Origin of the sequence: Neoroseomonas marina (assembly GCF_012927745.1) — a bacterium.
Classification (GTDB): domain Bacteria; phylum Pseudomonadota; class Alphaproteobacteria; order Acetobacterales; family Acetobacteraceae; genus Neoroseomonas; species Neoroseomonas marina.
Genome location: NZ_JABBKX010000002.1, coordinates 960,483 through 983,130 on the forward strand (window position 1 = coordinate 960,483; position 22,648 = coordinate 983,130).

The 22,648-nt window shown below is 66.8% G+C and carries 21 protein-coding genes; 7 read left to right on the forward strand and 14 right to left on the reverse strand.

Annotation, left to right across the window (positions count from 1 at the left end):
* Positions 1 to 87 precede the first annotated feature (87 nt).
* From GWK16_RS09865 to GWK16_RS09885, 5 genes are read right to left on the reverse strand one after another with little or no spacing between them, the layout of a single operon-like run.
* On the reverse strand, positions 88 to 990 hold the full coding sequence (locus GWK16_RS09865; RefSeq protein ID WP_170053733.1) for an HpcH/HpaI aldolase/citrate lyase family protein: 903 nt from the start codon (positions 988 to 990) through the stop codon (positions 88 to 90).
* On the reverse strand, positions 990 to 2,231 hold the full coding sequence (locus tag GWK16_RS09870; protein WP_170053734.1) for a CaiB/BaiF CoA transferase family protein: 1,242 nt from the start codon (positions 2,229 to 2,231) through the stop codon (positions 990 to 992). The genes GWK16_RS09865 and GWK16_RS09870 overlap by 1 nt, the downstream gene beginning before the upstream one ends.
* On the reverse strand, positions 2,218 to 3,315 hold the full coding sequence (locus tag GWK16_RS09875; protein WP_170053735.1) for an ABC transporter ATP-binding protein: 1,098 nt from the start codon (positions 3,313 to 3,315) through the stop codon (positions 2,218 to 2,220). The genes GWK16_RS09870 and GWK16_RS09875 overlap by 14 nt, the downstream gene beginning before the upstream one ends.
* Entirely contained in the window at positions 3,308 to 5,032 is a 1,725-nt protein-coding gene (locus GWK16_RS09880) for an ABC transporter permease (protein ID WP_170053736.1), read from the reverse strand. Before GWK16_RS09880 ends, GWK16_RS09875 begins: the two co-directional genes overlap by 8 nt.
* 4 nt (positions 5,033 to 5,036) lie before the next feature.
* Positions 5,037 to 6,191, reverse strand: coding sequence for an ABC transporter substrate-binding protein (locus GWK16_RS09885; RefSeq protein ID WP_170053737.1), 1,155 nt, complete (start codon positions 6,189 to 6,191; stop codon positions 5,037 to 5,039).
* 163 nt (positions 6,192 to 6,354) lie between these two features.
* Between GWK16_RS09885 and GWK16_RS09890 the strand changes: the two genes are divergently transcribed.
* From GWK16_RS09890 to GWK16_RS09900, 3 genes are all read left to right on the forward strand, one after another.
* The gene (locus GWK16_RS09890) at positions 6,355 to 7,008 is read left to right on the forward strand and encodes a GntR family transcriptional regulator (protein ID WP_170053738.1); all 654 of its coding nucleotides are present in this window, start codon (positions 6,355 to 6,357) and stop codon (positions 7,006 to 7,008) included.
* Positions 7,009 to 7,026: 18 nt separating this feature from the next.
* On the forward strand, positions 7,027 to 7,677 hold the full coding sequence (locus GWK16_RS09895) for an HD domain-containing protein (RefSeq protein ID WP_170053739.1): 651 nt from the start codon (positions 7,027 to 7,029) through the stop codon (positions 7,675 to 7,677).
* 401 nt (positions 7,678 to 8,078) lie between these two features.
* Positions 8,079 to 8,513 (forward strand): MucR family transcriptional regulator, encoded by a 435-nt coding sequence (locus GWK16_RS09900; protein ID WP_170053740.1) that lies wholly within the window; start codon positions 8,079 to 8,081, stop codon positions 8,511 to 8,513.
* Positions 8,514 to 8,673: 160 nt separating this feature from the next.
* Here the strand turns inward: GWK16_RS09900 and GWK16_RS09905 are convergent, their stop codons facing one another.
* On the reverse strand, positions 8,674 to 10,266 hold the full coding sequence (locus tag GWK16_RS09905) for an ABC transporter substrate-binding protein (RefSeq protein ID WP_170053741.1): 1,593 nt from the start codon (positions 10,264 to 10,266) through the stop codon (positions 8,674 to 8,676).
* A 223-nt stretch (positions 10,267 to 10,489) separates the two neighbouring features.
* On the opposite strand from GWK16_RS09905, the gene GWK16_RS09910 reads away from it, so the two are divergent.
* From GWK16_RS09910 to GWK16_RS09920, 3 genes are all read left to right on the forward strand, one after another.
* Positions 10,490 to 11,611, forward strand: a complete 1,122-nt coding sequence (locus GWK16_RS09910; protein ID WP_170053742.1) for a helix-turn-helix domain-containing protein — start codon at positions 10,490 to 10,492, stop codon at positions 11,609 to 11,611.
* A 143-nt stretch (positions 11,612 to 11,754) separates the two neighbouring features.
* Positions 11,755 to 11,955, forward strand: coding sequence for a hypothetical protein (locus GWK16_RS09915; RefSeq protein WP_170053743.1), 201 nt, complete (start codon positions 11,755 to 11,757; stop codon positions 11,953 to 11,955).
* 328 nt (positions 11,956 to 12,283) lie between these two features.
* A complete protein-coding gene (locus GWK16_RS09920) occupies positions 12,284 to 15,646 on the forward strand; it encodes a hypothetical protein (RefSeq protein ID WP_170053744.1) in 3,363 nt (1,120 codons plus the stop codon).
* A gap of 378 nt (positions 15,647 to 16,024) precedes the next feature.
* Here GWK16_RS09920 and GWK16_RS09925 read toward each other — a convergent pair whose 3' ends face one another.
* The 3 genes from GWK16_RS09925 to GWK16_RS09930 are packed head-to-tail and all read right to left on the reverse strand — an operon-like array spanning position 16,025 to position 17,598.
* Positions 16,025 to 16,324, reverse strand: coding sequence for a type II toxin-antitoxin system VapC family toxin (locus GWK16_RS09925; RefSeq protein ID WP_211187240.1), 300 nt, complete (start codon positions 16,322 to 16,324; stop codon positions 16,025 to 16,027).
* A gap of 48 nt (positions 16,325 to 16,372) precedes the next feature.
* Complete coding sequence (locus GWK16_RS24995; protein ID WP_211187241.1) at positions 16,373 to 17,302, reverse strand: ADP-ribosylglycohydrolase family protein; 930 nt, start codon at positions 17,300 to 17,302, stop codon at positions 16,373 to 16,375.
* A gap of 2 nt (positions 17,303 to 17,304) precedes the next feature.
* Positions 17,305 to 17,598 carry a hypothetical protein gene (locus GWK16_RS09930; RefSeq protein WP_170053745.1) on the reverse strand — a complete coding sequence of 98 codons (294 nt, stop codon included), beginning with the start codon at positions 17,596 to 17,598 and terminating at the stop codon, positions 17,305 to 17,307.
* 52 nt (positions 17,599 to 17,650) lie between these two features.
* Between GWK16_RS09930 and GWK16_RS09935 the strand changes: the two genes are divergently transcribed.
* Positions 17,651 to 17,944, forward strand: coding sequence for a hypothetical protein (locus tag GWK16_RS09935; RefSeq protein ID WP_170053746.1), 294 nt, complete (start codon positions 17,651 to 17,653; stop codon positions 17,942 to 17,944).
* An 88-nt stretch (positions 17,945 to 18,032) separates the two neighbouring features.
* Here GWK16_RS09935 and GWK16_RS09940 read toward each other — a convergent pair whose 3' ends face one another.
* From GWK16_RS09940 to GWK16_RS09960, 5 genes are read right to left on the reverse strand one after another with little or no spacing between them, the layout of a single operon-like run.
* Complete coding sequence (locus GWK16_RS09940; protein ID WP_170053747.1) at positions 18,033 to 18,968, reverse strand: ABC transporter ATP-binding protein; 936 nt, start codon at positions 18,966 to 18,968, stop codon at positions 18,033 to 18,035.
* Positions 18,949 to 19,938, reverse strand: coding sequence for an ABC transporter ATP-binding protein (locus GWK16_RS09945; protein ID WP_248291233.1), 990 nt, complete (start codon positions 19,936 to 19,938; stop codon positions 18,949 to 18,951). Before GWK16_RS09945 ends, GWK16_RS09940 begins: the two co-directional genes overlap by 20 nt.
* Positions 19,935 to 20,843, reverse strand: coding sequence for an ABC transporter permease (locus GWK16_RS09950; protein ID WP_338144446.1), 909 nt, complete (start codon positions 20,841 to 20,843; stop codon positions 19,935 to 19,937). Before GWK16_RS09950 ends, GWK16_RS09945 begins: the two co-directional genes overlap by 4 nt.
* A gap of 1 nt (position 20,844) precedes the next feature.
* Entirely contained in the window at positions 20,845 to 21,831 is a 987-nt protein-coding gene (locus GWK16_RS09955; protein WP_170053749.1) for an ABC transporter permease, read from the reverse strand.
* A complete protein-coding gene (locus GWK16_RS09960; RefSeq protein ID WP_170053750.1) occupies positions 21,828 to 22,421 on the reverse strand; it encodes a 2-hydroxychromene-2-carboxylate isomerase in 594 nt (197 codons plus the stop codon). The genes GWK16_RS09955 and GWK16_RS09960 overlap by 4 nt, the downstream gene beginning before the upstream one ends.
* Positions 22,422 to 22,648 lie beyond the last annotated feature (227 nt).

Below are 22,648 nucleotides of genomic sequence, written 5' to 3' on the forward strand. Positions count from 1 at the left end.
CGGCATCGGCACATGAGCGATATCGTCGAACCACCAGGTCCGATAACCACATCCCATCGCTATCGCCCCGGCCGCCGGGAGCAGCCTTCACGCCTTCCGCGCCTCTTGCGCCGCAATCGCGCGCGCCCGAACGAGAAGGGCCTGAGCCCGTTGTACGATCGGGATGTCGATCATCTTGCCGTCCAGGGACCAGGACCCGCGACCGGCGGCCGCCGCTTCCTTGTCCATGCGCACGATCGTCTCGGCCTTCGCCACAGCCTCGGGGCTCGGGCTGAAGCCGACGTTCAGCACCGGCACCTGCGACGGATGGATCGCCGAGGCGCCGACGAAGCCGAAGGAGGCCGACAGCCGCACAACCTTCATGTAGGCGTCGAGATCCGAGTAGTCGGCTACGGTCCCGATCGTGCCCATCGGCATCAGCCCATGCGCGCGCGCCGCCTGCAGGATCTGCTGCTTCGGCAACAGCATGGTCTCGGCGGTCGGCTCGCCCCCGAGCTCCGTCGCGAAGTCCTCCGCGCCGAGCGACATGCCGAGGTTGCGCGGCGTCGCGCGCGCGATCTCATGCGCCTGGTGCAGCGGCCCCGGTGCTTCGACGAGCACCATGAAGCGCAGCGTGCGGTCGGGGATGCCGCGCTTCTCTTCGAGCCGCGCCACCAGCTCGTCGAGGAGGCGGAGGTGGTCCGGTCCTTGAGCCTTGGTGATCATCAGCCCGTTCACGCCGGGCAGCACCGCGGCCTCGAGGTCGCGTACCGCCAGTTCGAGCGGCTGGTTGATGCGCACCAGGATGTCGGCGCGGCCTTCCTTGTGCAGGCGCTCGACGACGCCCGGCAGCTTCTTCCGCGCATCCTCCTTGTCGGCCGGGGCGATGCTGTCCTCGAGATCGAGCTGCAGCACGTCCGCCCCGCGGGAGGAGGCCTTGGCCACGAAGCGTTCCACGTTCACCGGCACGAAGAGGCCAGAACGCCAGACGGGATGGGCGGCAGCAGTCATCAGTCGCTCCTCGCGAGGCCGTTGGAGAGGCTCGCCTCGATCTCTGCCGCGGTCAGGCCGGCTTCGGCGAGGATCTCCCGCGTATGCTGGCCGAGGCGCGGCGCAGGCGCGCGGATCGCCCCGGGGGTGCCGGACAGGCGCACCGGCACGGCGTGCATCGGGAACTGGCCCATATCCTCGTCGGGATAGTCGGCGACCAGCGCGCGCGCGTGGACGTGCGGGTCCGCCAGGAAGCCGGTGATGTCGTACACCGGGCCGATGGTGACTTCCGCCTGCTCGAAGAAGGCGACGTTCTCCGCCTGGGTCCGCTCGGCGACGAAGGCGCCGATGATGTCGTCCAGCTCGACCCCATGCACGACGCGCTGCTCGTTGGTCTGGAAGCGCGGATCGTCGCAGAGCTCCGGCCGGCCGATGGACCGAAGGACGCGCATCGCCATCGGCTGGGTGGACGCGGACAGCGCCACCCATAGGTCATCCTTGGTGCGATAGACGTTGCGCGGCGCGGATCCGGTGCTGCGGCTGCCGGTGCGCGGCTTCACTGCACCGGTCAGCCGGTAATTTGCCGCCTGCGGCCCGAGCGAATTGTACAGCGGATCGAGCAGCGGAAGATCGATCACCTGGCCCTTGCCGCCGTTGATCTCGACCTCGCGCAGCGCGGCCATGGCGGCGAAGGCGCCGGTCAGGCCGGCGATGCTGTCGGCGAGATACATCGGCGGCAGCACCGGCTCGCGATCCGCGAAGCCGTTCATGCTGGCGAATCCGGCGAAGCCCTCGACCAGCGTGCCGAAGCCCGGGCGGCGGCAATAGGGTCCGTCCTGCCCCCAGCCGGAGACACGGACGATGACGAGGCGCGGCTCGATCGCCAGCAGCGCCTCCGGGCCGAGGCCCATCGATTCCAGCGTCCCGGTGCGGAAGCTCTCGACCAGCATCGCCGCGCCGGGAATCAGGCGGCGGATCAGGTCCACCGCGCCGGCGTGGCGGAACTCCATGCACAGGCTGCGCTTGCCGCGGCTGTGGATCTTCCAGGTGGTCTCCACGCCCTTCACGCGCCAGTGGCGCAGCGTGTCGCCCTCGCGCGGCTCCACCTTGATGACGTCGGCGCCGAAGTCGACGAGGTGCTGGGTCAACAGGTTGCCGGCCACGAGACGCGACAGGTCGATCACCTTGAGGCCGGATAGCGGCCCTGGAACGCCGGGCGTGTAGTCGGCCTTGGGCAGCGCGGGCAGGTCAGGCTGCGGCATTGGCAGCCCCCCGGAACAGGATGCACCCGGACCGCGGCAGCCAGAGGCGCACTGCGTCTGCATGAGGGGGTGTCTCGATCTCGAGACGCAGCGGCCCGCCGCCGAGGTCGAGGCCGACTTGCCAGCGGCCGCCGACATAGGACCGCGACAGCACGCGCGCCGTGATGACGGAGCCGTCCGGGGTGGCGCCTTCGCCCGACGCGGCCACGCGCATCTGCTCGGGGCGGAACGCCAGCATGACCTGGGCGCCGGACTCCGGCGGCCGTTCGGCCGCGATGTCCACGCGCTGACCATCGGCGAGTTCCAGCGTCGCCGCGCCGCCGGCGACAGCAGCGACCCTGGCCGGCAGGAAGTTGGTGGTGCCGATGAAATCCGCGACGAAGGGATCGGCGGGCCGCTCGTAGATGTCCTGCGGCGTGCCGAGTTGCGCAATGCGCCCGCCATTCATCACCACGATGCGGTCGGACAGCGACAATGCCTCGATCTGGTCGTGGGTTACGTAGATGGTCGTCAGGCCGAGCCGGGTGCGCAGCTCGGCGAGCCAGGTGCGCGCGCGGTCCCGCAGCTTGGCGTCGAGATTCGACAGCGGCTCGTCCAGCAGCAGGATGGACGGCTGGTAGACCAGGGTGCGCGCCAGCGCGACGCGCTGCTGCTGCCCGCCGGAGAGCATGTGCGGGTAGCGGTCGGCATAGGGCTCCATTTCGACCAGCGCGAGCACTTCCGCGATGCGGCGCTTCCGTTCGGCGGCCTTCACCTTGCGGAGAGTCAGCGGGAAGGCGACGTTGTCGGCGACCGTCATGTGCGGCCACAGCGCATAGGACTGGAAGACAAGCCCGCAGCCGCGCGCTTCCGGCGGGAGATAAGTCCCGCGACTGCCGTCGAAATAGACCTTCCCACCGACGGTGATGCGCCCCGCATCCGGTCGGTCGAGGCCGGCGACGGCGGCGAGCGTCGTCGATTTGCCGCAGCCGGAGGGGCCCAACAGGGTGACGAACTCGCCGTCGGCGACGTGGATGGACACGTCGTCCACCGCGCGTACCTCGCCGAAGCGCTTGACCAGACCTTCGATCTTCAGATCAGCCATGGAGTTTCACTCCGAAAATGGTGCGCGCGGTCGTGATGCAGACCGCGATGACGACGACCTGGATGGCTGCGAGGCTGGCGACGACGCCCACTTCCCCTTGGACCCAGGTCTGCAGCAAGGCTGTGCCGATCACCTCGCTGCCCGGGGCGAAGAGGAAGATCGCGGTCGAGTATTCCTTGAAGAAGGAGATGAAGAGGATGGTGTAGCAGGCGACCAGCGCAGGGCGCATGAGCGGCGCCATGATGCGGCGCGTGGTTGTCCACCAGTCCGCGCCCTGCACGCGCGCGGCGCGGTCGAGATCCGGGCTGACCTGCAGCAGCATCGGCGCGACGGCGCCGAGGCCGGTCGGGATGAAGCGCATGGTGAAGGCGATCACCAGGATCCAGATCGAGTTGCGGATGCCACCGAGGCCCGGCAGCAGCGCGAAGGCGTAGAAGAAGCCGATGCCGGCGACGACCCCGGGGATCGCGCGCGGGAACAGCGCCGTATAGTGCAGGGCGTTGCGGAAGCGGAACTCCGACCGGTGCACGATCAGCGCGATCATGCCGATCAGGGCCGTCGCGCCGGCGGCGCCGACCAGGCTCACCACGAAGGAATTCGTGATGGACCGCGCATAGACCGGCTCACGCCACAGGATCTCGAAGTTCTCGAGGGTGAGGACATCGACGAGCGGCACCATCGGCGACAGGAACGACGTGAAGGCGCGCAGCACCAGCATGCCGATCGGCGCGACGCCGGTCAGCACGACATAGGCGACGCAAGCGGCGAAGAGAGGCCAGCGCAGCCCGCCGAGCCGGAAGGGCCGCGGCCGTGTGGCCTTGCCGCCGAGCGTGACGAAGCGGCGCGTGTTGCCGAGCAGTCGGCCCTGCAGCCAGACCAGGAACACGATCACCACCAGCATGAGCGCGGCGGCCGTCGCCACCAGCCCGTGGTCGGGGCGCGGGGATGTGGCGCTGATGTTGTAGAGGAAGGTGGTGAGCACGGTGACACCGGCAGGCTCGCCGAAGATCAGCGGCACCGACAGCAGCTCGAGCCCGATCGTGAAGTTCAGCACCGCGCTGTAGGCGATCGCCGGCATCATCAGCGGCAATGTGATGCGCCACAGCGTGCGGAAGGTCCCGGCGCCGGAGACGCGTGCCGCTTCCTCGAGCGTCGGGTCGGTCATGCCGGCGGAGGACAGGCAGTAGAGATAGGCGAGCGGTGCCTGCGATACGCCGGCGATGACCGCCATGCCGCCGATCGAATAGAGGTTCCACGGCGCTTCGCCGAGGATGGACTGCCAGAACAGCGTGATGTAGCCGGCCGGTCCGTAGATCGAGTACCAGCCGAAGGAGAGCACCAGCGCCGACAGGTAGATCGGCCACAGGAACAGCTCTCCGAGCACGCGCGCGCCGGGCAAGTCGGTGCGGCCGAACAGGATGGCGGCCGCCGTGCCGAAGACCTGAGCGACGATGGTGGAGAGCGCCGCCAGCAGGAAGGTGTTCCACAGGACGGTGCCGAAGCCGTCCGTCTGCGCCAGGCGCGCGAAGTTGCCGAGGGTCAGGCGCGCATCGTGGTCGTACAACGCGCCGGTCAGGAACGATTGGTACAGGATCGGCACCAGCGGTGCCGCGACCAGCACCACCACCAGCGCGGCCATGCCGTACTGAATCGGCACCTCACGGCGGAAACGGCCCGGGGCGGCAGCCGCCCCGGGTTCGGCAATGGCGTTGCTCATCGCGTCAGCGGACGCCGTAGGCGGTGCGCCAGCGCTCGAGGAAGCTGTCGTAGTCGGTCACCATCTTGGGGTCGTAGCTGATGAAGGCCATGTTCTGCTCCCCGCCGATCGCCTCGGAGATCGAGCTGAAGGTGTGGCGGATGCCGTCGCCCGGACGGACATCCGGCCGCGCCGGTGTCAGCCCGCCGCGGCCGAAGGCCTGCTGGCCTTCGGCGGAGGCGATGTAGTCGAGCATCAGCTTCGCCGCGTTGACATTGCGCGAGCCCTTCGGCACGCCGACGCCGCGCACGACGACGGGCTGTCCATCCCCGATGAAGTTCCAGCCAAGGACGCGGGCGCGCGCGGCGTCGTTGAGCCGCGGCCAGAAGGTGATGGCCGAGACGAACCAGCCCATCACGTATTCGCCGGCGGTCACCTTCTCGGTCATCGGGCCGCCGGAGCGTTCCCAGCGCGGCTGCAGCTCGGCGAGCTGCCGGAACCAGTTCCAGGCCTGGTCACCATGCTGGCGCACGAAGGCGTAGTTGCCGGAATAGCCGAGCCCGCTGTTGTGCGCGCCGTAACTGGTGATCTTGCTGCGCCACGGTCCGCGGTTGGCCAAGGCGCGTTCCACGAACTGCGCGAAGGTCTTGGGCGCCTGCGCGTCGGGCACCAGCATCTTGTTGTAGATGAACACCAGCGGATCGGCCGAGCAGGTGTAGACGCCGGGGATCGGCTTCGCCCAGGCCGGCCAGGCGGCGTCCTCCGGCGACTTGTAGTCAAGGATCTCGCTGCGGGCCTGGAGCTGCAGCCAGCCGGCGGGATCGGGGGTCGCGAGCAGGTCGCCGGTGCGTGCGTTGGTTCCGCGCTCGGCGAGGTAGCGCTCGAAGACGTCACGCGTGTTGGGCAAGTCCAGCGTCTCGACGCGAATGCCGGGGTAGCGGGCATTGTAGCCCTGGATAACCGGGCGCCAGTTCTCCGGCGACATCACGGAATAGATGAGCAGCGAGCCCTCGCGCTGCGCAGCGGCCACGATCTCGTCGTAGCCGGTCGGATAGTTCGCTGGCGCGCCCTGTCCCGAGGGACGCGCACCCTGCGCGAAAGCCGGGCGGGCCAGCGTGTCGGCGGCGAAAGCGCCGGCAACGGGGAGCGACAGCACCGAACGGCGCCGGATCGTGGTCATGGCCTCGTTTCCTTCCCGGGGGCGGTCGTGGCAGCGACCACCTGCATCGTGTTGTTGCTTCGAGCTTGCCGCTCGCGACAATTGGCGCAAGAATTGGCGCCAATTCATGCTAGGCTGTGCCGCCCACTGTCGCAAGGCGGTTTTTCCCGAGGAAACTCGATCCATGAACGTTCAGCAGCGGCCGAAGCGCGGCCTCGCGATGGAAATCGCCATGCTGATCCGGTGCGGCGAGTACCGCGCGGGCGAGTGGCTGCGGCAGATCGACCTCGAGCAACGGCTCGGCGCCAATCGCTTCGACGTCCGGACGGCGCTGGCGGAACTGGCGCTGCGCGGCACCGTGCAGCATGTGCCGAACCGGGGTTTCCGCGTCTCCTCCTTCGATCGCGTGCGGCTGCGGCAGATGCTGGAGGTCCGGGTTCTGCTGGAAGTCGAGGCGGCGGTGGCGGCGCTGCCGCATGTGGACGCGGCGGCGCTGGAGGTGCTGCGCGGGGAGATGTTGGCCTTCGAGCTGGCCGCGGAGGGTGGCACGCGCGCCGAGCAGAATCGAGCGAACCTCGCCTTCCATGACGGGCTGTACGCGCTGACCCCCAATCGCGCGCTGGCGGAGATGGTGACCGAGGTGCGGGAGCGTGCGCGCCTGTGGCCGACTGCGTTGTGGCCGTCGGCTGGGGCCCTGCGGCAGAGCGTGGAGGGGCACCGCCAGATCATGATGGCGCTGGAACGGGCTGACGCCGCGGCTCTGGCCGACTCGGTGCGGGCGCATATCCGGAACTCGATCGCCAATGATCCGTCACTGGAAGTGGCAGGGGAGTCGTGAGGCCAGGATCACCGGAGGTTGACGGAGCGGGATATCCCGGGCTTTGGCCGTGTCGGCTACACCATGCGGACCATGATGACATTCCTGAGCAGCGAGGTTCTGGAGGATCTCCGCCGCCGATACGCCGAGCCGCACCGCAGGGCGCATACATGGGATCGGGTCGCTGAGCTGCTGCGTTGTGCTGAAGATGTCGTCAACGGCATTGCCGAGCCGCCGGCATTCATCCTGGCGATCCTGTTTCACCGAGCGGTGTTCGATCCGCGGACGAGCGATTCCGCGGCACGCAGCGCGGAGCTGTTGCGGCGCGCGATCGGCCCTGCCGTTCCGATGCGGACGCTGGATCGCGCCGCCGCACTGATCCTCGCCATCGACGGGGGTGAGATACCAGAGACCGACGATCCGTCGCTGCGCGGGGATGCGGCATTGCTCCTCGACTTCCGCAACGCTGTGCTCGGCAGTGACTATCGGCGTTTCGCGGCCTACGAGCAGGCCTTGCGTGTTGAAGCCGCGCATTTGGCCCCCGAGCGATATGACATGGCGCGTTCGGCTGCCTTGCGGATGTTGCTCTGGCGGGACCGCATCTTTTTCACCGATCGATTCTACCTGGCCTGCGAGAAGCGGGCGCGCCGGAACATCCAGGCCGTCATTGCGCATCACGAAGCGGCGTAGGGCGAAACCCCAGTCTGCCATACCATCGGCGGCGCGTCATGAGGATCAGCCCCTAGGCCATCAGGAGCAGTTCGAAAGCGATCATGCCAGAAGCGCCATGAGTGCCAGGTTGAGCGAGGGATCGCTCGGCACAGCGCATGGGCATCCGGCGTCGCGTGGGGCGCAATCTGAGCGGGTTGCGCGACGAACGTGGCCTCAATCAGAAGGAGCCTGCCTTTGACGCGGACGACGTCGATGTTCAGTTCACGTGGTCTCTATGCCGCGATCCCCTTTGGAGGCAGAGCGTGATCCTCGGCTCCTCCGTCGCGAGTCTGCGCGAGACTGAGCCAGAACTTCTCGCCCCGATCCAGTCGCGCATGAGAGTATCCTGCAGAACACGATAAAGGGGGCTTCGAACGACGATGACACAGGACAAGGACAACCTGCTGAAGCTGACAGCGTCGATCGTCGCCGCGCACGTCTCCCACAACCCGGTTCCGACCGGCGACCTGCCTGCGTTGATCACAGGCGTCTATTCATCCCTGGTGGGCACGCGGGAGGCGATGGAGACGCCGGCTTCGGCAAAGGCCGAGCCCGCCGTGCCGATCAGGCGATCCATCCGGCGCGACCATCTGGTCTGTCTGGAGGATGGCCGGAAGCTCAAGATGCTCAAGCGGTACCTGGCCACAGCGTACAATCTGACGCCCGACCAGTACCGGCATAAGTGGGGGCTGCCGTCGGACTATCCCATGGTGGCGCCTTCCTACTCGGAGCGGCGGTCGGCGCTTGCCAAGGAAATTGGCCTAGGTTCTGGCGGCCGCCGCGGTGCGGTCGCTGCGAGCACACGGAAGAAGTAGATCGAGATGGAGGCGGAGTGACTCCTCACCGTAGCTGCTGTCATCCCGCCAGGATCGGTGACACGCAGATCGCGCTTTGACGCATGGTGCTGGAGCCTACCGATCACGTCAGCACCGGCACCTCTCGCCGTACGCGTGTCGGTAGCCGCACCACGTGCACTCACGCCTGTCGCTTGATGTTCCAGAAGACAGGTGGACCTGCCAGCACGCCGTCCAGCTCCCGACGATAAGCCGTTGGCTGAAAGTACTGCCCGAGCGGGAGATACGGGACTTCGACGAAGGCAAGGCGCTGCATCTCCACAGCAATGCGCCGCTGCGCATCGAGGTCGGGCGCATCGATCCAGTCGGAGGCGAGATCCTCCATCCTTGGTATCGAAGGCCAGCCGAACCAGGCGCGTTCTCCACCACCCCGAACCAACTGATGCACCCCTGGATTCAGCAAATCCAGCGACGCGAAGCCCGTGTAGAAGCACGACCAGCCGCCGCGCTCGACGGGTTCACGGCTGGAACGGCGCTGCGCCACCGTGCCCCAGTCGGTCGCCACGTGATCCACATTGAGACCGAGGCGGCGGAACAGGTCCGACCCCACCTCGCCCGCCGCCTTGCCCGTTGGGAAATCCGCCGAGACCAGAGACACGATGCGCTCGCCGCGATATCCGGCCTCGCGGATCGCGTGACGAGAGCGCTCGAGGTCACGTGGAGCGGTGATGGCCTCGATCCCGGAGCCGGTGGCAAGCGGTGAGCCCGGCGGCCAGATGCCGACGCCGTCGCGCCAGGCGTCGGGCGCCGCACCTGCAACTGCCGTCATGAAATCGGCCTGGTTCAGGGCACCCAGCAGAGCGCGACGTAGCGCGACGTTGTCGAATGGCGGCTGGAGGTGATTGAAGCGGCAGATGCTGATCGTTCCAAGCAACGGTGTCGTCACGACGGTCACATCGTCCCGGCGACGCAGCAGCGGCAGCAGATCGAAGGCAGGCTGTTCCCACCAATCGACCTCCCTGCGTTGCAAGGCAGCAGCGGCGGTCGCGGGATCGGGTAAGGTGTGCCATTCGACACGGTCGAGCCAGACGCGCTTCGGGCCCGCCGTCCATTCGGGATTGCCGCCACTGCGAGGGCGATAGCCTTCGAATCTCTCGTAGACGGCGAGCGCCCCAGGCACTCTCTCCTCGGCGCGAAAGCAGAAGGGCCCGGAACCCACGACGTCCGACTGTGGTTGCCACGGATCCGTGTTCGCGATGCGCTCGGGCATGATGGCGCAGATCGGGGAGGCCAGCTTTCCAAGCGCGTCGAGCATGGGCCCAAACGGCCGTGCGAGGCGGATCGTGAACGTCCGATCGTCGGCGGCCGAGATTTCGTCTGTCCGCATGGCCAGCAACTGACCAAGTGGATCGCGGCGCCACCAGCGCCGGATGGAGGCAACGCAATCGCGGGCGCGCACCCTTTCACCATCGTGAAAAGCAAGCCCATCGCGCAACCGAAAGGTCCAACGCCGTCCCTCGTCCTCAACCAAATGGCCTTCGACCATCTGTGGGACCGGACGTAGCGACGCATCCAGGCCGTAAAGCGTATCGTAGACGAGGAGCGCGTGATTGCGTGTCACGTAGGCACTCGTGACGATGGGGTCGAGGATGGTGAGATCCGCTTGCGGGACGAAGCGGAGTGTCCGCGCGCGAACGGGCTGCGCCCTGGTCGCAGGTGCAGGGAGAACAAGCGCGGTCGAAACCGCATGGATCAGGCGCCGACGACTCGTCATGGCTCGCTTCAGCTCAGGCGACGACATTGCTTGCCGGTCATCTTTCGGCACATGGGCCCCGCAGCAGTGTCCGTCGCCTTGCGCCACATGGGTGGCGCACATCTCCCATAACGGGCATTGGTCGCCCCACCAACACGAGTTGGCGTAGGATGGCTGCGTGCGGCTAAGGTATTCCGCAAGCGAAGGCCTGAAGGGTGGGCCGTCCGGCCATCATGTGTGACCCATGATCCAGTGGAGGGACAGCGCGTCGATCGCCCGCGTTGAAGTGTCATCGGTGAGTGTATTGGACAGGGAGGCGGGCAATGGCGCGCACTCGCGCGGTTCGTCGCCCTTACGTTCCGTCGTCTTCTCGACCCTCGACCTGCCTCGCGCGCAGCAGTTCGAAGCCTGGCACGATTCCAGCGCCGGCACGGTCGACACGAGGTCGATGCCGGACGCGGCGGCCGGCTTTCCTGCGCGGCGCGAAGCCTGGGCTCTCGGCTCACTCGCTTTCGCCGCAATGCAGGCGCCCGCTGCGCAGCTGTCGCGGACGGCCGCGCAGGCTCGCCGCGGCTCACTCGACCATTGGATGATCAGTATCGCCAGGCGTGGTGAGCGAAGCGCCAGTGCAGGCGGCACGTCACTGGTGTTGCCGGCTGGTCTGGTGAGCGTCTCCTCGCTCGACGAGGTCTTTGTCTCGGAGCGGACGGATATCGATTGGCTCTGTCTCTTTGTCCCGCGCGAAGTCGTGCCAGAGGTCGGCCCCGCGCTGAACGCCTTGCGCAACAGATCACTCGACACGCCTATGGGGCGAATCCTGGCAGCCTATCTCCGGCAGGTTGCCCTGGAGTTGCCAAAGCTCGACACCTCGGAGGTACCTCGCCTGGTCGAAGCGACGCGCGCGATGATCACCGCAGCCGTCGCGCCCTCGACCGATACCTTGGCGGCGGCGGCAGCGCCGATCGAGACGGTGCAGATTGCCCGCATCAGGACGTTGATCCGTCAACACCTGAGCTCTGCAACACTCGGCCCCGAGCGGCTCTGCCGTCTCGCAGGCGTCTCGCGCTCGGCGCTTTACCGTCTGTTCGCATCGCAGGGCGGCGTCGCGCACTGCATCCAGGTTGAGCGGCTGCGTGCGACGTCCCGCGCCCTGGCCAATCCGGAGGAGCGGCGGAGCATCGCCAAGATCGCACAGGACGCGGGCTTCTTCGAGCATTCGACGTTCAGCCGCACTTTCCGACGGTGGTTCGGCTGCACGCCGAGTGAGTTTCGGATCGCTGCAATGGCGGGACACATCGTTCCCATGATGTCCACCAAGCCAGGTCCGAGGCCCCTCGATTTGGTGGATGTGCTGCGCCGGCTCTGAGCCTGTCGCCGGCATATCCGAGCGATCCTGCCACGCCGCGCCATCGACCTGCCGAGAAGGGCGCTAGGTCCTGTCAGGACCAGCGCAGGGCGTTGGGGTTCGTCTGGCGGCACGCGGTCGCGGCGGCGCCGAGTCGGACTCGGATGGCCGCCGAGAAGATCGGCCGGCGGGCGCGGCTGATGGACCTCGAGCCGCGCTATGTCGACGTCACGACCGGCCGTTGGCAGGCGTACACGAAGCAGGAGGCTACGCTTGCGGAGGATGGTCGCACCTTCGCCGAGGTGCGGGCGGAGCGACTGGGAGGACCCGCCGAGCGGTCTTTCGGCACGGTCGCTCAAACGTAAGCGGAGGGCGCGGTTGTGAGAGGGCCGCGCAAGCGCCGCCGGCCGAGCGGTGACGACGAGGGCGGCCAGACACGGCCGTCCACTCTGACGCGCTGACCGTAGCGCCAAGGCAGCAACTCCAACCTCCATCTGAGAGATCAGTTTGGAGAATTTGCTACTGCCCAATGAGCGTCAGCCAGGAACAAGTAGCTTGGCTAGGCATTACAAGAACATTCGGATCAGAATTCTTCTGGGTTTGAAGAGAACGCGTCTATTGGTGCGGAATTCACGTCACGCGAGAGCTGGTGGGGCTATATGGAGGTGAAACTTTGCACGGTAGGCTGGCTGGATGCAGATTCTCAGAGTCTCGGGTCGACACCTTCGCGCATGGCTGGTGCTGACTTCCCTGGTCTTGGCATTTGCAACGGCTTCCTTTGCAAGCATGCCGTCCGAGCAGGTCCGCGGGTTCACAGACGAGGCAAACCCTTGGGGCATCGCCATTTCGCCCGACGGAACCCGGATTGCGGTCTCCGTTCTGACCGGTGACGATCAACGTGGCCAGCAGGCATGGTTCCAGCTGCGACGGGTTGCGATCCATGATGCTCAGGATGGGCGTCTTCTGAGGGTAGTTGGGCCTGACTTCACCCCCTCCGGGCCGTTCGCCTTCACTCCAGACGGCCGGCACCTCCTCACTGTTCGGAGATGCCTGACTGAGGAGGAGTGTCGTCGTCCGTATAATCCGGAGACCCCCGTCCTCATCGTCGCAACCAACCTTGAGACCGGCGCGGAGGACGTCAGGCACGCGAGCCGCCTGGGGAGCTTCAACAGTCTCGTCTACGACTCAAGAAACCCGAGGCGCCTCCTCGCGTCGGGGTCTTCGTTCATCAACAACCAGTTTTCGTCGTTCCTCGCGACGATCGAGCTTCCGTTGGCTGTCGGCGAAGCCTCGAAGGAAGAGGTCCTGCATCGCTGGAGACAGGGGGATGGGTACGTCAGAGCCGCCCTGGGCGGTTCGATCGACACCCAGGTCCTGTTCTCCGGGGGGGCTTCCGACTACACTATTCCTGGGCTGCCGAATGAGGTGAGGGCGCTTCCTCCGGTGGGACGCTTGGGTACGTTGCGCTTATTCACCTGGACTGCGGGAGCCCCAGGAGCTGCGCCGCGCGTGGCCGTTGTTCCGCTGGGTCTCAAGGAACGCCCGTCGTGGCGCATAGCGTTGCCGTTCGCAGCCTCGGCTGACGGGCAGAGGATCTTGTTGGCGGCCACGGTGCCCGGAAGATCGATCCTTTCGTATGGAGCAGGGATTGGCTCCTTCGGGCTCTCGACCGATCTCTTTCTTCTCGAGGACGGACGGGCGACCCGGCTGACCCGCCTGTGCGGGATCATCCAGCATGCAGCGATCACGCCGGATGGTCGGACGGCAGCGATCATGGCCGGCTATGCCCTGACCAGGCAGCGCACATTCACACCTAGCGAGATTTACGCGTTCAGGGTGGATGATGCAGCGGGACCTCATGGATCCTTGCCGGTGCCGAGCGGCATCCTCGCGACGCGGTTCGGATCGAGCGTCGAGGAAGTTTCGGCTCGGCAATCCGAAGCCGCATGCTCGGAGACATGGCCTGATCCCCCGGCCGGACGCATCAGCGCTAGCGAGCTGCTTCGGCGTGTCTCCCTGATCGCTGAGCGGCGATCGATCGCGGACAGCGACGCCATCCGAGACGCGTTGCAGGTCCATCTCGATCCCGCCCCGACAACCAGCGCCGGGTACACGCGCTATGACCTGCGAGGGGAGGACATCGCCTTCATTCCCACAGAGCGAAACGCTTACGGGAACTCGTATTCCAGGACCGACCAGCGCATCCAGAACGGTGCGGCGACGTCCTATGCGCTGTCCTTGCGCCTGGCATACTCCGGACCATGCGTCACGACACAGGACGTCGTTGCCGCGCTGGGAGCAGGCTTCCGGGATGAGCGGGATCCGTTCGGCGGCCCCGTCCTGTTGCATCACATGCATGGTCGTCCCGTCGGAGAGGGTAGAAGTGACGTCCAGACGATGGTCTACGACCTCAGCTCCGGCACGACGGATCTGAAGCTCAAGTTCGTGTTCGGAATGGAGCGCTGTGCCGAGAGTCTCGAGTTTCGCCAGTCGTCTCGCATCGTATCGACCTCGCTTGAGACACCGCTGGCGAGGCAGTGTCGGAACGCACCCAGCATCGAATGTCTGGTCCAGGTCGGGTTGTCGGCCTCTTCCGACGTGATGCCCGAGGCTGCCTTTTCAGAGTTGGCTCTCGGACTTGCGCGGGCGGGACGCATTTTCGAGGCCAAAGATTTGGCGGCGCGCATCAGCACGAGTTGGACCCGCGAAAGGTCGCTTGGGCTGATCGCAGAGACAGAGGTGCTCGCTGCGGCGCGCGCCGATCCGTCACGGGCAGCCGACCTGACCTTCGTGGAAGCCACAGCGGCTCAAGCCCAGAACCCAAGCCAGGCGCGCCTCCTGCTCTATGGTCGCATTGCCCGGGACCTGGTCGGAACTGAGCGTGTCGATCCGCCAATTGGGTACGTCGCCGAACGTCTGGGGGCCTTGTTACGCGGGAACCCCCCGAGGGAAGCCAACGCCACGCTCAACGAGATCGTATCCCGCTGGCGCGCGATGATCCCGAGCCTTCCCAGTTCGAGCCGGGACCTGCGCGTAGCCACGCAACAGGGCGCGCAGCAGATGCTCGCTCCCATACTCCTTGCACAAGGAGACCGGGCAGGAGCTGAAGCGGCCCTGGAGAGCGCGATCGCCATTGGCGGGATGCTTCCTCACATCGTTGCGGAAGGATGGGCGCATCTTGGAAATGCTGAACGCACGATGGCCATCGAGGATGGCCTGAGTCCACCGCGGCCTACCACGTACACAACTCTTGCCGCGGCGATGAGGCGGAACGGAGATCCTCATGACGAGATCCTGCCGATCCTCCGGCGGGCATTTGAAGTCAGTTCCGGAATTCCGGTCGAGATCATCCGATCGGTTCGAGACCTGGGTTACCCTGGCGAGGCTTGCGGCATGGCCGAGGCAGCGTCGCTGCGGATATCCGCGGCGCCCCGGGCGACTCAGTCAGCGTTGTCCGCGACAGTCGCAGAGATTTGGCTCGATCTGGGAGACAGGACCGCAGCAAGCAGGTTTCTGACCCAGGCCATCGATCTCAGGGACCCCACTACTCCGATGGCCTATACGACCGCCATCGGTCTCTATCGTCTTGGCGACCGTCAGCGCTTCGAAGACGTTGTCGCGATGCTGAACCGCCAGGGACGCATGTCGCTTTGGCAATCTCTCCTGAGGGACCCGAGGATCGAGGTCAACCGCGAATGGGTCGAGCGGGGCGAAGAGGGAGGAGAGGACACGCGGGCGTTCCTCGTCGCGACCCTCGCTCTACGCTATCTCGGCGAACATCGCCATGCCGAAGCCGGGGCGGCCGCCAGAGAGGCCTACCAAGCCTACCAGAGGATCTCCCGCGAAGACATTAGTCGCCACGCCGCCCTCCTTCGGATCGACAGCTTTCTCAGTGACGCCGCATCGCTGGCCTGGGCGTCCGGCGATCAGGAACTGGCGGCCGAGATCATGCGGAGGCTGGTCGCCGTTGCGTTCCAAGGCGGTCCAAACGCGGCGGCCAACCTCGTGCAGGTTGCGGTGTTCTGGAAGCGGAGGATGCCTGAACTCACCCTTTGACGGTACCGCTTAGGACGGCGCGATGGCAGTCACTTCGCTTCTGTCAGCGTCGAGCCACCGCCTGTAGGCGGCGGATGGCTCGGTCTCGCTATCGCGGCCTAGGTGCTCGGACATGGCGCCTCGCTTGGGTGGTGCGCCAAAGTTACAGGGGATGTCGAACGACGCTACCGCGGACTTCTTCTGGATGCTTGAGCGCGGCTTGTTCGGCGGTACGGACGGCAGAGCATTGGATCATCTCGCAGACAGATGCGTCATGTCAGCCAGCGTACCCCTTCAGAGGGTGTTGGTGATTCAGCGATGCTGCGCGCAGGGCGAACTGGGGCTCGCGTCCCGAGGCAGCCGCGGCGCTCAAATGCGCCTACGTAAGTTAGCGGCGCATCAGGGCCCTTGCGCGATCGACGGCACGGTCGGGAAGTAGTTGCGGTAGCGGCGCACGTCGCGGGTCAGCAGGGGCTGGCTGGCGACAGTGGCATGTGCACCGATGAAGAAGTCCGGTAGGACACCGGTGCGACCGCCGTCGCTGGCGCGGTATCGTTGGAAAGCCTTGCCCGCGAGGAATTGGGCCTCACGGGGGATGGGCGCCAGCTCGATCTGAGCCGTGCCGAGAACGGGGTCGACCTCCTCGATCCGGCGGAACCCCTCTGCGAACTCGGCATAGTTCGGGTCGTTGATCAGCAACGGCCCGAGGATCGATGCCGCCTCAAGTTGCCGCTGCGACCAATCGGCCTAGGTCGCATCGTCAATGGCAAGGCCGAGTAGGATGTTGGTATCGACCAACGTTACGTCACGGCTCGGCCAGGCCGATCGCCCGACCGCCGCGCCAAGCAGGGCGCCTGCAATCGTCGCATTGGTGTCGGTGTCGCCGCCCTGTCCGACGATGGTGACCAGGGCCTGCTCGACGTCGGTCCCGCGAACCAGGGACCGGAACGCATGCTGCAGGGCGACGAGCACCCAGCCCTGCTGCTCCATGGCGTCCGGCAGGGGCGCGTCGCCGCAGGCCGCGCGCAGGGCTTCACGCACCGCCGCGCTACCCTCGGCCGCGTCCAGCGCAGCATCGACCATGGCGCCGCGATCCCCGCCCGCGACACCGGTCGCGATGGCCGCCGCCATGGCGGCACAGGCGGCCGCGCAGACCGGGTGGGGGTGGGTCAGCCGGGAATCCTCCGCCGCCGTTGCCGCAGCCTCTGCGGGGCTGCGCGCCCAGATGCCAATCGCGGCGATGCGCATCAGCGAGCCGTTGGCCTGGCTGACGGGATTGGCGGCCTGCCGCGCCGCGGCCGCCCGTTGCCCGGCCGGCGCTGTCCCCGCCGCCCTCAGCGCTCGCGCGGTCGTGGTCCCCATGTCGCAGGGCCCCGACCGATACCAGTGCGCATAGGCCGTCACGACATTCTCGGGGTCGTAGCTGTCGGCATCGGCGAGGACGCGGGCGAGCGCCAGGGCCAGTTCGGTGTCATCGGTCGGCTGGCCGGCGAGGGTGTTCCAGGTGCCGCCATCGGCGAGGTCACGCACCCCGCCGGGATAGCGCCGTCTGATGTCGGCGGGACTCTGAAACTCGACCAGGGCGCCGAGGGCGTCGCCGATCGCCTGTCCCAGCAGGCAGCCCTGGGCGCGGTCGAGCATCTTGCCGGGGTCTGCCACCGTGTTTGCCGTCGTCATGTTCAGTGCCGATAGGACCCGGATCGACCATGCCCCGCGGCCGGAACGTTGGGGAGAGGCTCCTCCTGCGTCACAGGCCCATCACTGACCAAGACGAAATCCTCGGGAGAGAACATGAAGCGGTCCCGGCGGCAGGGCACCGCGCCGGAGAAGTCCAGCATGATCCTGTCCTCAATCAGCGCCGCAGCGCAGGCGTAGTGCCAATTGGTGCGCTGGGTGGTGACAAAGGCCTGAGTAGCGCAGCCCGGCAGGTCGGGCACCACGGGGTCCGGCCCGAACTGGGGATAGAACACCACGTCCGCATGCAGTACACCGCCGGATGGCAATCTCATCGATCTCGGAAGGCAGTTGCTCGAGGCGATTGCCGAAGAGGAGCGTCTCGTCGCGCCGTATTACCGGCTGGTGCGCTTCACCTATCCGCCGGATCTTGCGGTGCGGCTGGATGCTCTGGCCGAGCAGCAAGAAGCGCTGCGGCAGCACATCGGCAGCCTACCCGCCACTACCTTACCGGGCCTGCAAGCGAAAGCCCGCGTCATGATGCTGTGGCTCGCACCCGACGGCGAGGTGCCGGTCGACACGTACGATGCTGACGCCGTGTTCGCGTGGTCGCTGTGCCGCGATCTACTCAATCCAGGGAGGTGATCCCCTACGAGCTCGTCTGACTACCATGGGCCACTGAGTCCCGAAGGTTTGCCGCTGAACCGCATCACCAAACGCCGGATTCAAGCATCTATTCGAGCCTGTGGCATGCCACGCGGTGTTGCCCACCCAGATCGTTCAGCATCGGGTCTTCGACAGCGCAGCGGTCGATTGCGATGGGGCAGCGCGTGCGAAAGCGGCAACCGGTGGCGGGCCCGGAACTCACCTCCCCGCGCATGGCGACAGGTGCGCGGGGGTATGTCGGATCCGCGACCGGCACGGCCGAAAGCAGCGCTCGCGTGTAGGGGTGTCGTGGGTCGCGCCACAGGGTGGCATGATCTGCGCTCTCGACGATGCGTCCCAGATACATCACCAGCACACGATCGGCGAAATAGCGGACGACGGACAGGTCGTGCGAGATGAAGAGATACGACAGGCCGAGGTCCCTCTTCAACGCGACCAGCAGATTCAGGATCTGCGCCTGGATCGACAGATCCAGCGCCGAGACCGGCTCGTCGCAGATCACGAGCTGCGGCTTCAGCACCAGCGCGCGGGCGATGCCGATGCGCTGCCGCTGCCCGCCGGAGAATTCATGCGGGTAGCGCGCCGCCGCATCGGGCGGCAGGCCGACCCGGGCGAGAATGTCGAGCACCTGCGCACGCCGCTCGCGCCGGCTGCCCATGCCATGCACCTTCAGCGGCGTCTCCAGGAGGGTGCCGACGGTCTGGCGCGGGTTCAGCGAGCCGTACGGATCCTGGAACACCATCTGCATATTTCGCCGCAGCGGTGCGAGCGCCCGCTGGCCCAATGTCGCGATCTCCTGCCCGGCGATGCGGATGCTGCCCTCGGCAGGGTCCACCAGCCGCAGGATCGTCTTGCCCAACGTCGACTTGCCGCAGCCACTTTCGCCAACCAGACCGACGGTCTCGCCGGCCGCGACCGTGAGCGAGACGCCGTCCACCGCCGTGACCGTGCGGCCGCGCGAGACATAGCGGGTGTGGAGATTGTCAACCGACAGCAGGGACATGTTCGGTACCGGCGGTGACGATGCAGGCCACGCGATGCTCGGGCACCAACGCCACCAGTGGTGGCGACGAAAGGCGACAGGCATCGATGCGGACGGGGCATCTGGGCGCGAAGGGGCAGCCGTGCTCGAACGCGGCGGACGCGACGGAGCCTGGGATCTCGTTCAGGCGGCGCGTGGTGTAGTGCGCCTCCCCGTCATGCCCGACCGAAGCGTCGAGCAGGCCGCGCGCATAGGGATGCCGCGGCGACGCGAAGAACGGCCGCACTGGCGCCTGTTCCACGACGCGCCCGGCATACATGACCGTCACCCGGTCGGCCCATTGCGCAACCACGCCGAGATCGTGGGTGATCAGCAGTACCGCCATACCGAGCTGCCGGCGCAGGCTGTCGAGCAGGTCCAGCACCTGCGCCTGGATGGTGACGTCCAGCGCTGTTGTGGGTTCGTCGGCGATCAGCAGTTTGGGGTTGCACGCGACTGCCATCGCAATCATCACGCGCTGCCGCATGCCGCCCGAAAAGTGGTGGGGGAAATCGTCGTAGCGACGCTGAGCATCCGTCACGCCGACCAGTTCCAGTAGTTCGACAGAGCGCCGGCGCGCCGCCGCCTTGCCGATGCCTTCGTGCCGCCGCATGACCTCGGCGATCTGCATGCCGATGGGCAGCACCGGGTTCAGCGAGGTCATCGGCTCTTGCAAGATCAGCGACAGGGTGCGGCCGCGGACGTCGCGCAGCGTGCGCGGCGCGGCGGTCACCAGGTTGATCCCGTCGAACATTACCTCGCCACGTAGGATGCGCGCGCCTGGCGGCAGCAGCCGCATCAGCGCGAAGGCCGTGATGGACTTACCGCAGCCGCTTTCGCCCACCAGGGCCATGGTCTCGCCCGGAAAGACCTCGAAGCTGACCTCGTGCACCACCGTGGCGGCGGGAAATCCGATAGTCAGGTCCTCAACCCGCAGGAGGGGATACATCATGCCAGGCCCGAGCGCGGATTGAGGATGTCGTTTAGCCCGTCGCCAACGAGGTTCAGCGATAGCACCGTCAGCGCGATCGCCGCGCCGGGCAGGGCCGTGAGAAACCATTCCGTACGCAACAGGCTGCGCCCGTCGCCGATCATGCTGCCCCAGGAGACCAGGTTCGGGTCGCCCATAGCGAGGAAGGACAGCCCGGCTTCGGTCAGGATCGCATTCGCCACCATGACCGAGGTGGTCACGATGACGGGCGGCAGCGCGTTGGGCAGTACCTCCATGGCGATGATGCGCGGCGACGAATAGCCGAGGGACCGTGCCGCCATGACAAAATCCGCCTCGCGCAGCGACCGGAACTGCGCCCGGACCAGCCGCGCGACCGTAGGCCAGGCCGCGACGCCGATCGCCAGCGCGATGGTCGAGGCCGCGGGCTGCACGATGGCGACGATGACGATCACCAGGAGGAAGGTCGGGACGGTCTGGAATACCTCCGTCAGGCGCGACAGCGCATTGTCGACGACGCCGCCGAAGTACCCCGCGCTGGCGCCGACCACCGTGCCGATGGTGAGTCCGATCGCCGCAGCCGACAGCCCCACCAGCAGCGAGACCCGCGCACCATGCGCCAGCCCCGCGGCCACGTCGCGCCCCAGGCTGTCGGTGCCGAGCGGATGCTCCCAATCCTCGCCCGGCCACATCGCCGGCACCGCGACCATGTCCTGGGGGTCGCCGGGATAGAGCCAGGGCGCGAGCAACGCGACGGCGACCACCGTCAGCAGGATCATCAGGCCGACCAGGAAAGCGGGGTTGGTGACACACGCCCGCAGCAGCCTGCCGCTGCGGCCGCGCGCCAACGGTCGCGCGATGGGCGGGGCGGCGTCAGCCGAGCGATCGAGGGCACCTTCCAACGGCACGTCACTGCACCTCGATGCGCGGATCGAGCCAAGCATGCAGCAGGTCGATCGCTACATTTGCCAGGATGACGAGCAGCGAGGAGAACAGCAGCACCCCGAGCAGCACATTGAAGTCACGCCCGGTAACCGCCTCCAGCGCTAGCCGCCCCATGCCCGGCCAGCCATAGACCGTCTCGATCACGACGGCGCCGCCGAGCAGATTGCCCAGATGCAGGCCGGCCATTGTGGTCACGGGGATCAGCGCGTTTCGCAGGGCGTGGTGCAGTTGCATCGTCACGGGGTGCAGCCCCTTGGCGGCCGCGGTACGCATGAAGTCCTGCCGCTGCACCTCGAGCATCGAGGCCCGCGTCAGCCGCGCATAAACGGCGATAAAGAAGGAAGCCAGTGCGAGCGATGGCAGCACGAGGTACTGCGCCCGGTCCGCCAACAGGGCGAAACCCGTCAGGTCGGTGCCCAGCGTCATATTGCCGTTGGCCGGCAACCAGCCGAGCTTCACCGAAAACAGCACGATGGCCATCAGCCCGATCCAGAAGCCCGGCGTGGAATAGAAGATCAGCACGACGACCTGTAGCAGCCGATCCGGCCAGCGATTGGCAAAGATCGCCATGACCCAGCCGGCCAGGATGCCGACAACTAGCGCCATGATCATCGCCGCGAGCATGAGCAGCAGCGTATTGGGCAGTCGCGCCAGGATCAGATCCGACACCGGCATATTGAAGCGCGCGGAATAGCCGAGGCGCAGATGCACGAGATTGTCGAGATAGGAGAGCAACTGCGTCAGCAGCGGCTGGTCGAGGCCGAAACGGGCGCGCAGCGCGGCCATGGTCTCGGCGGTGGCGGAGCCGGCCTCGGCGGCGATCACGTCAGCGGCGTCGCCGGGCACCATCTTCAGCAGGAAGAAACAGAGGACGATGATGCCGATCGTCGTCGGGAGCGCTTGCCAGGCGGTGCGGCGCAGTGTCCGGCCTGCGCGGCCGAGCACCGTCATGCGGCACCCCTCAGACGGCGATCGAGGTAATTGAGCCGGTCCTGCCCCCAGAACAATTCGCCATCCAGGCAATAGGACGGCACCCCGAAGACCCCTGCGGCCTTTGCACGGTCGAGGTTCGCCTGCCATTGCCGCTCGGTCTCCGGCTCCGCCTCGGCGGCCAGCAGTGCGGCGGTGTCGAAGCCGGCCTCGCCGGCGATGGCGGCGCGGACTGCCGGATCGCTGATGTCGCGCCCCTGCGCCCAGTATCCGCGCTGAAGCGCGAAGCCGAGCGCTGTCGCATCTAGCCCGAGACGCTGCGCGGCCACCAGCATGGGCGAGGCCTTGCCGGCATCCTGCAGCGGCGGACGCTCTTCGAGCAGCACCGGCATTCCGAGATGCGCGGCGCAGCGCGCAAGGTCATGGAACCAGTAGGCGCGCCGCGCCTCCGGCCGGGTGCGGATGGAAATGCCTCCATTCTCGGTGATCAGCGCGATGGGCACCGGGTCGATGCGCACCCCATGTTGCGCCGCCATCGCGATGAGCCGAGGCGCCCCGAGATAGGCCCAGGGGGAGGACACGCTGAAATAGTAGTCGATCGTCGCGGGCATGGCGCGCCTTCCTGCGTCACGGGCTGAGTGAACGCGTTCATTTTTCCCAGGTCAATCTCGTAAGTGGCCCGAATCATGGCGTGGTCGCCGAATGTGCCCATCATCCGGCCAGTTTCGCCGGATTGCGGCGAGCGCCGCCTGCAAAACGCGCATTGCCCGGGCGGCGCCTTGCCCGAATGCAAAACTGAACCTGTTCATTCGTGCGGGCTTGATGGCAGACTGCCGTC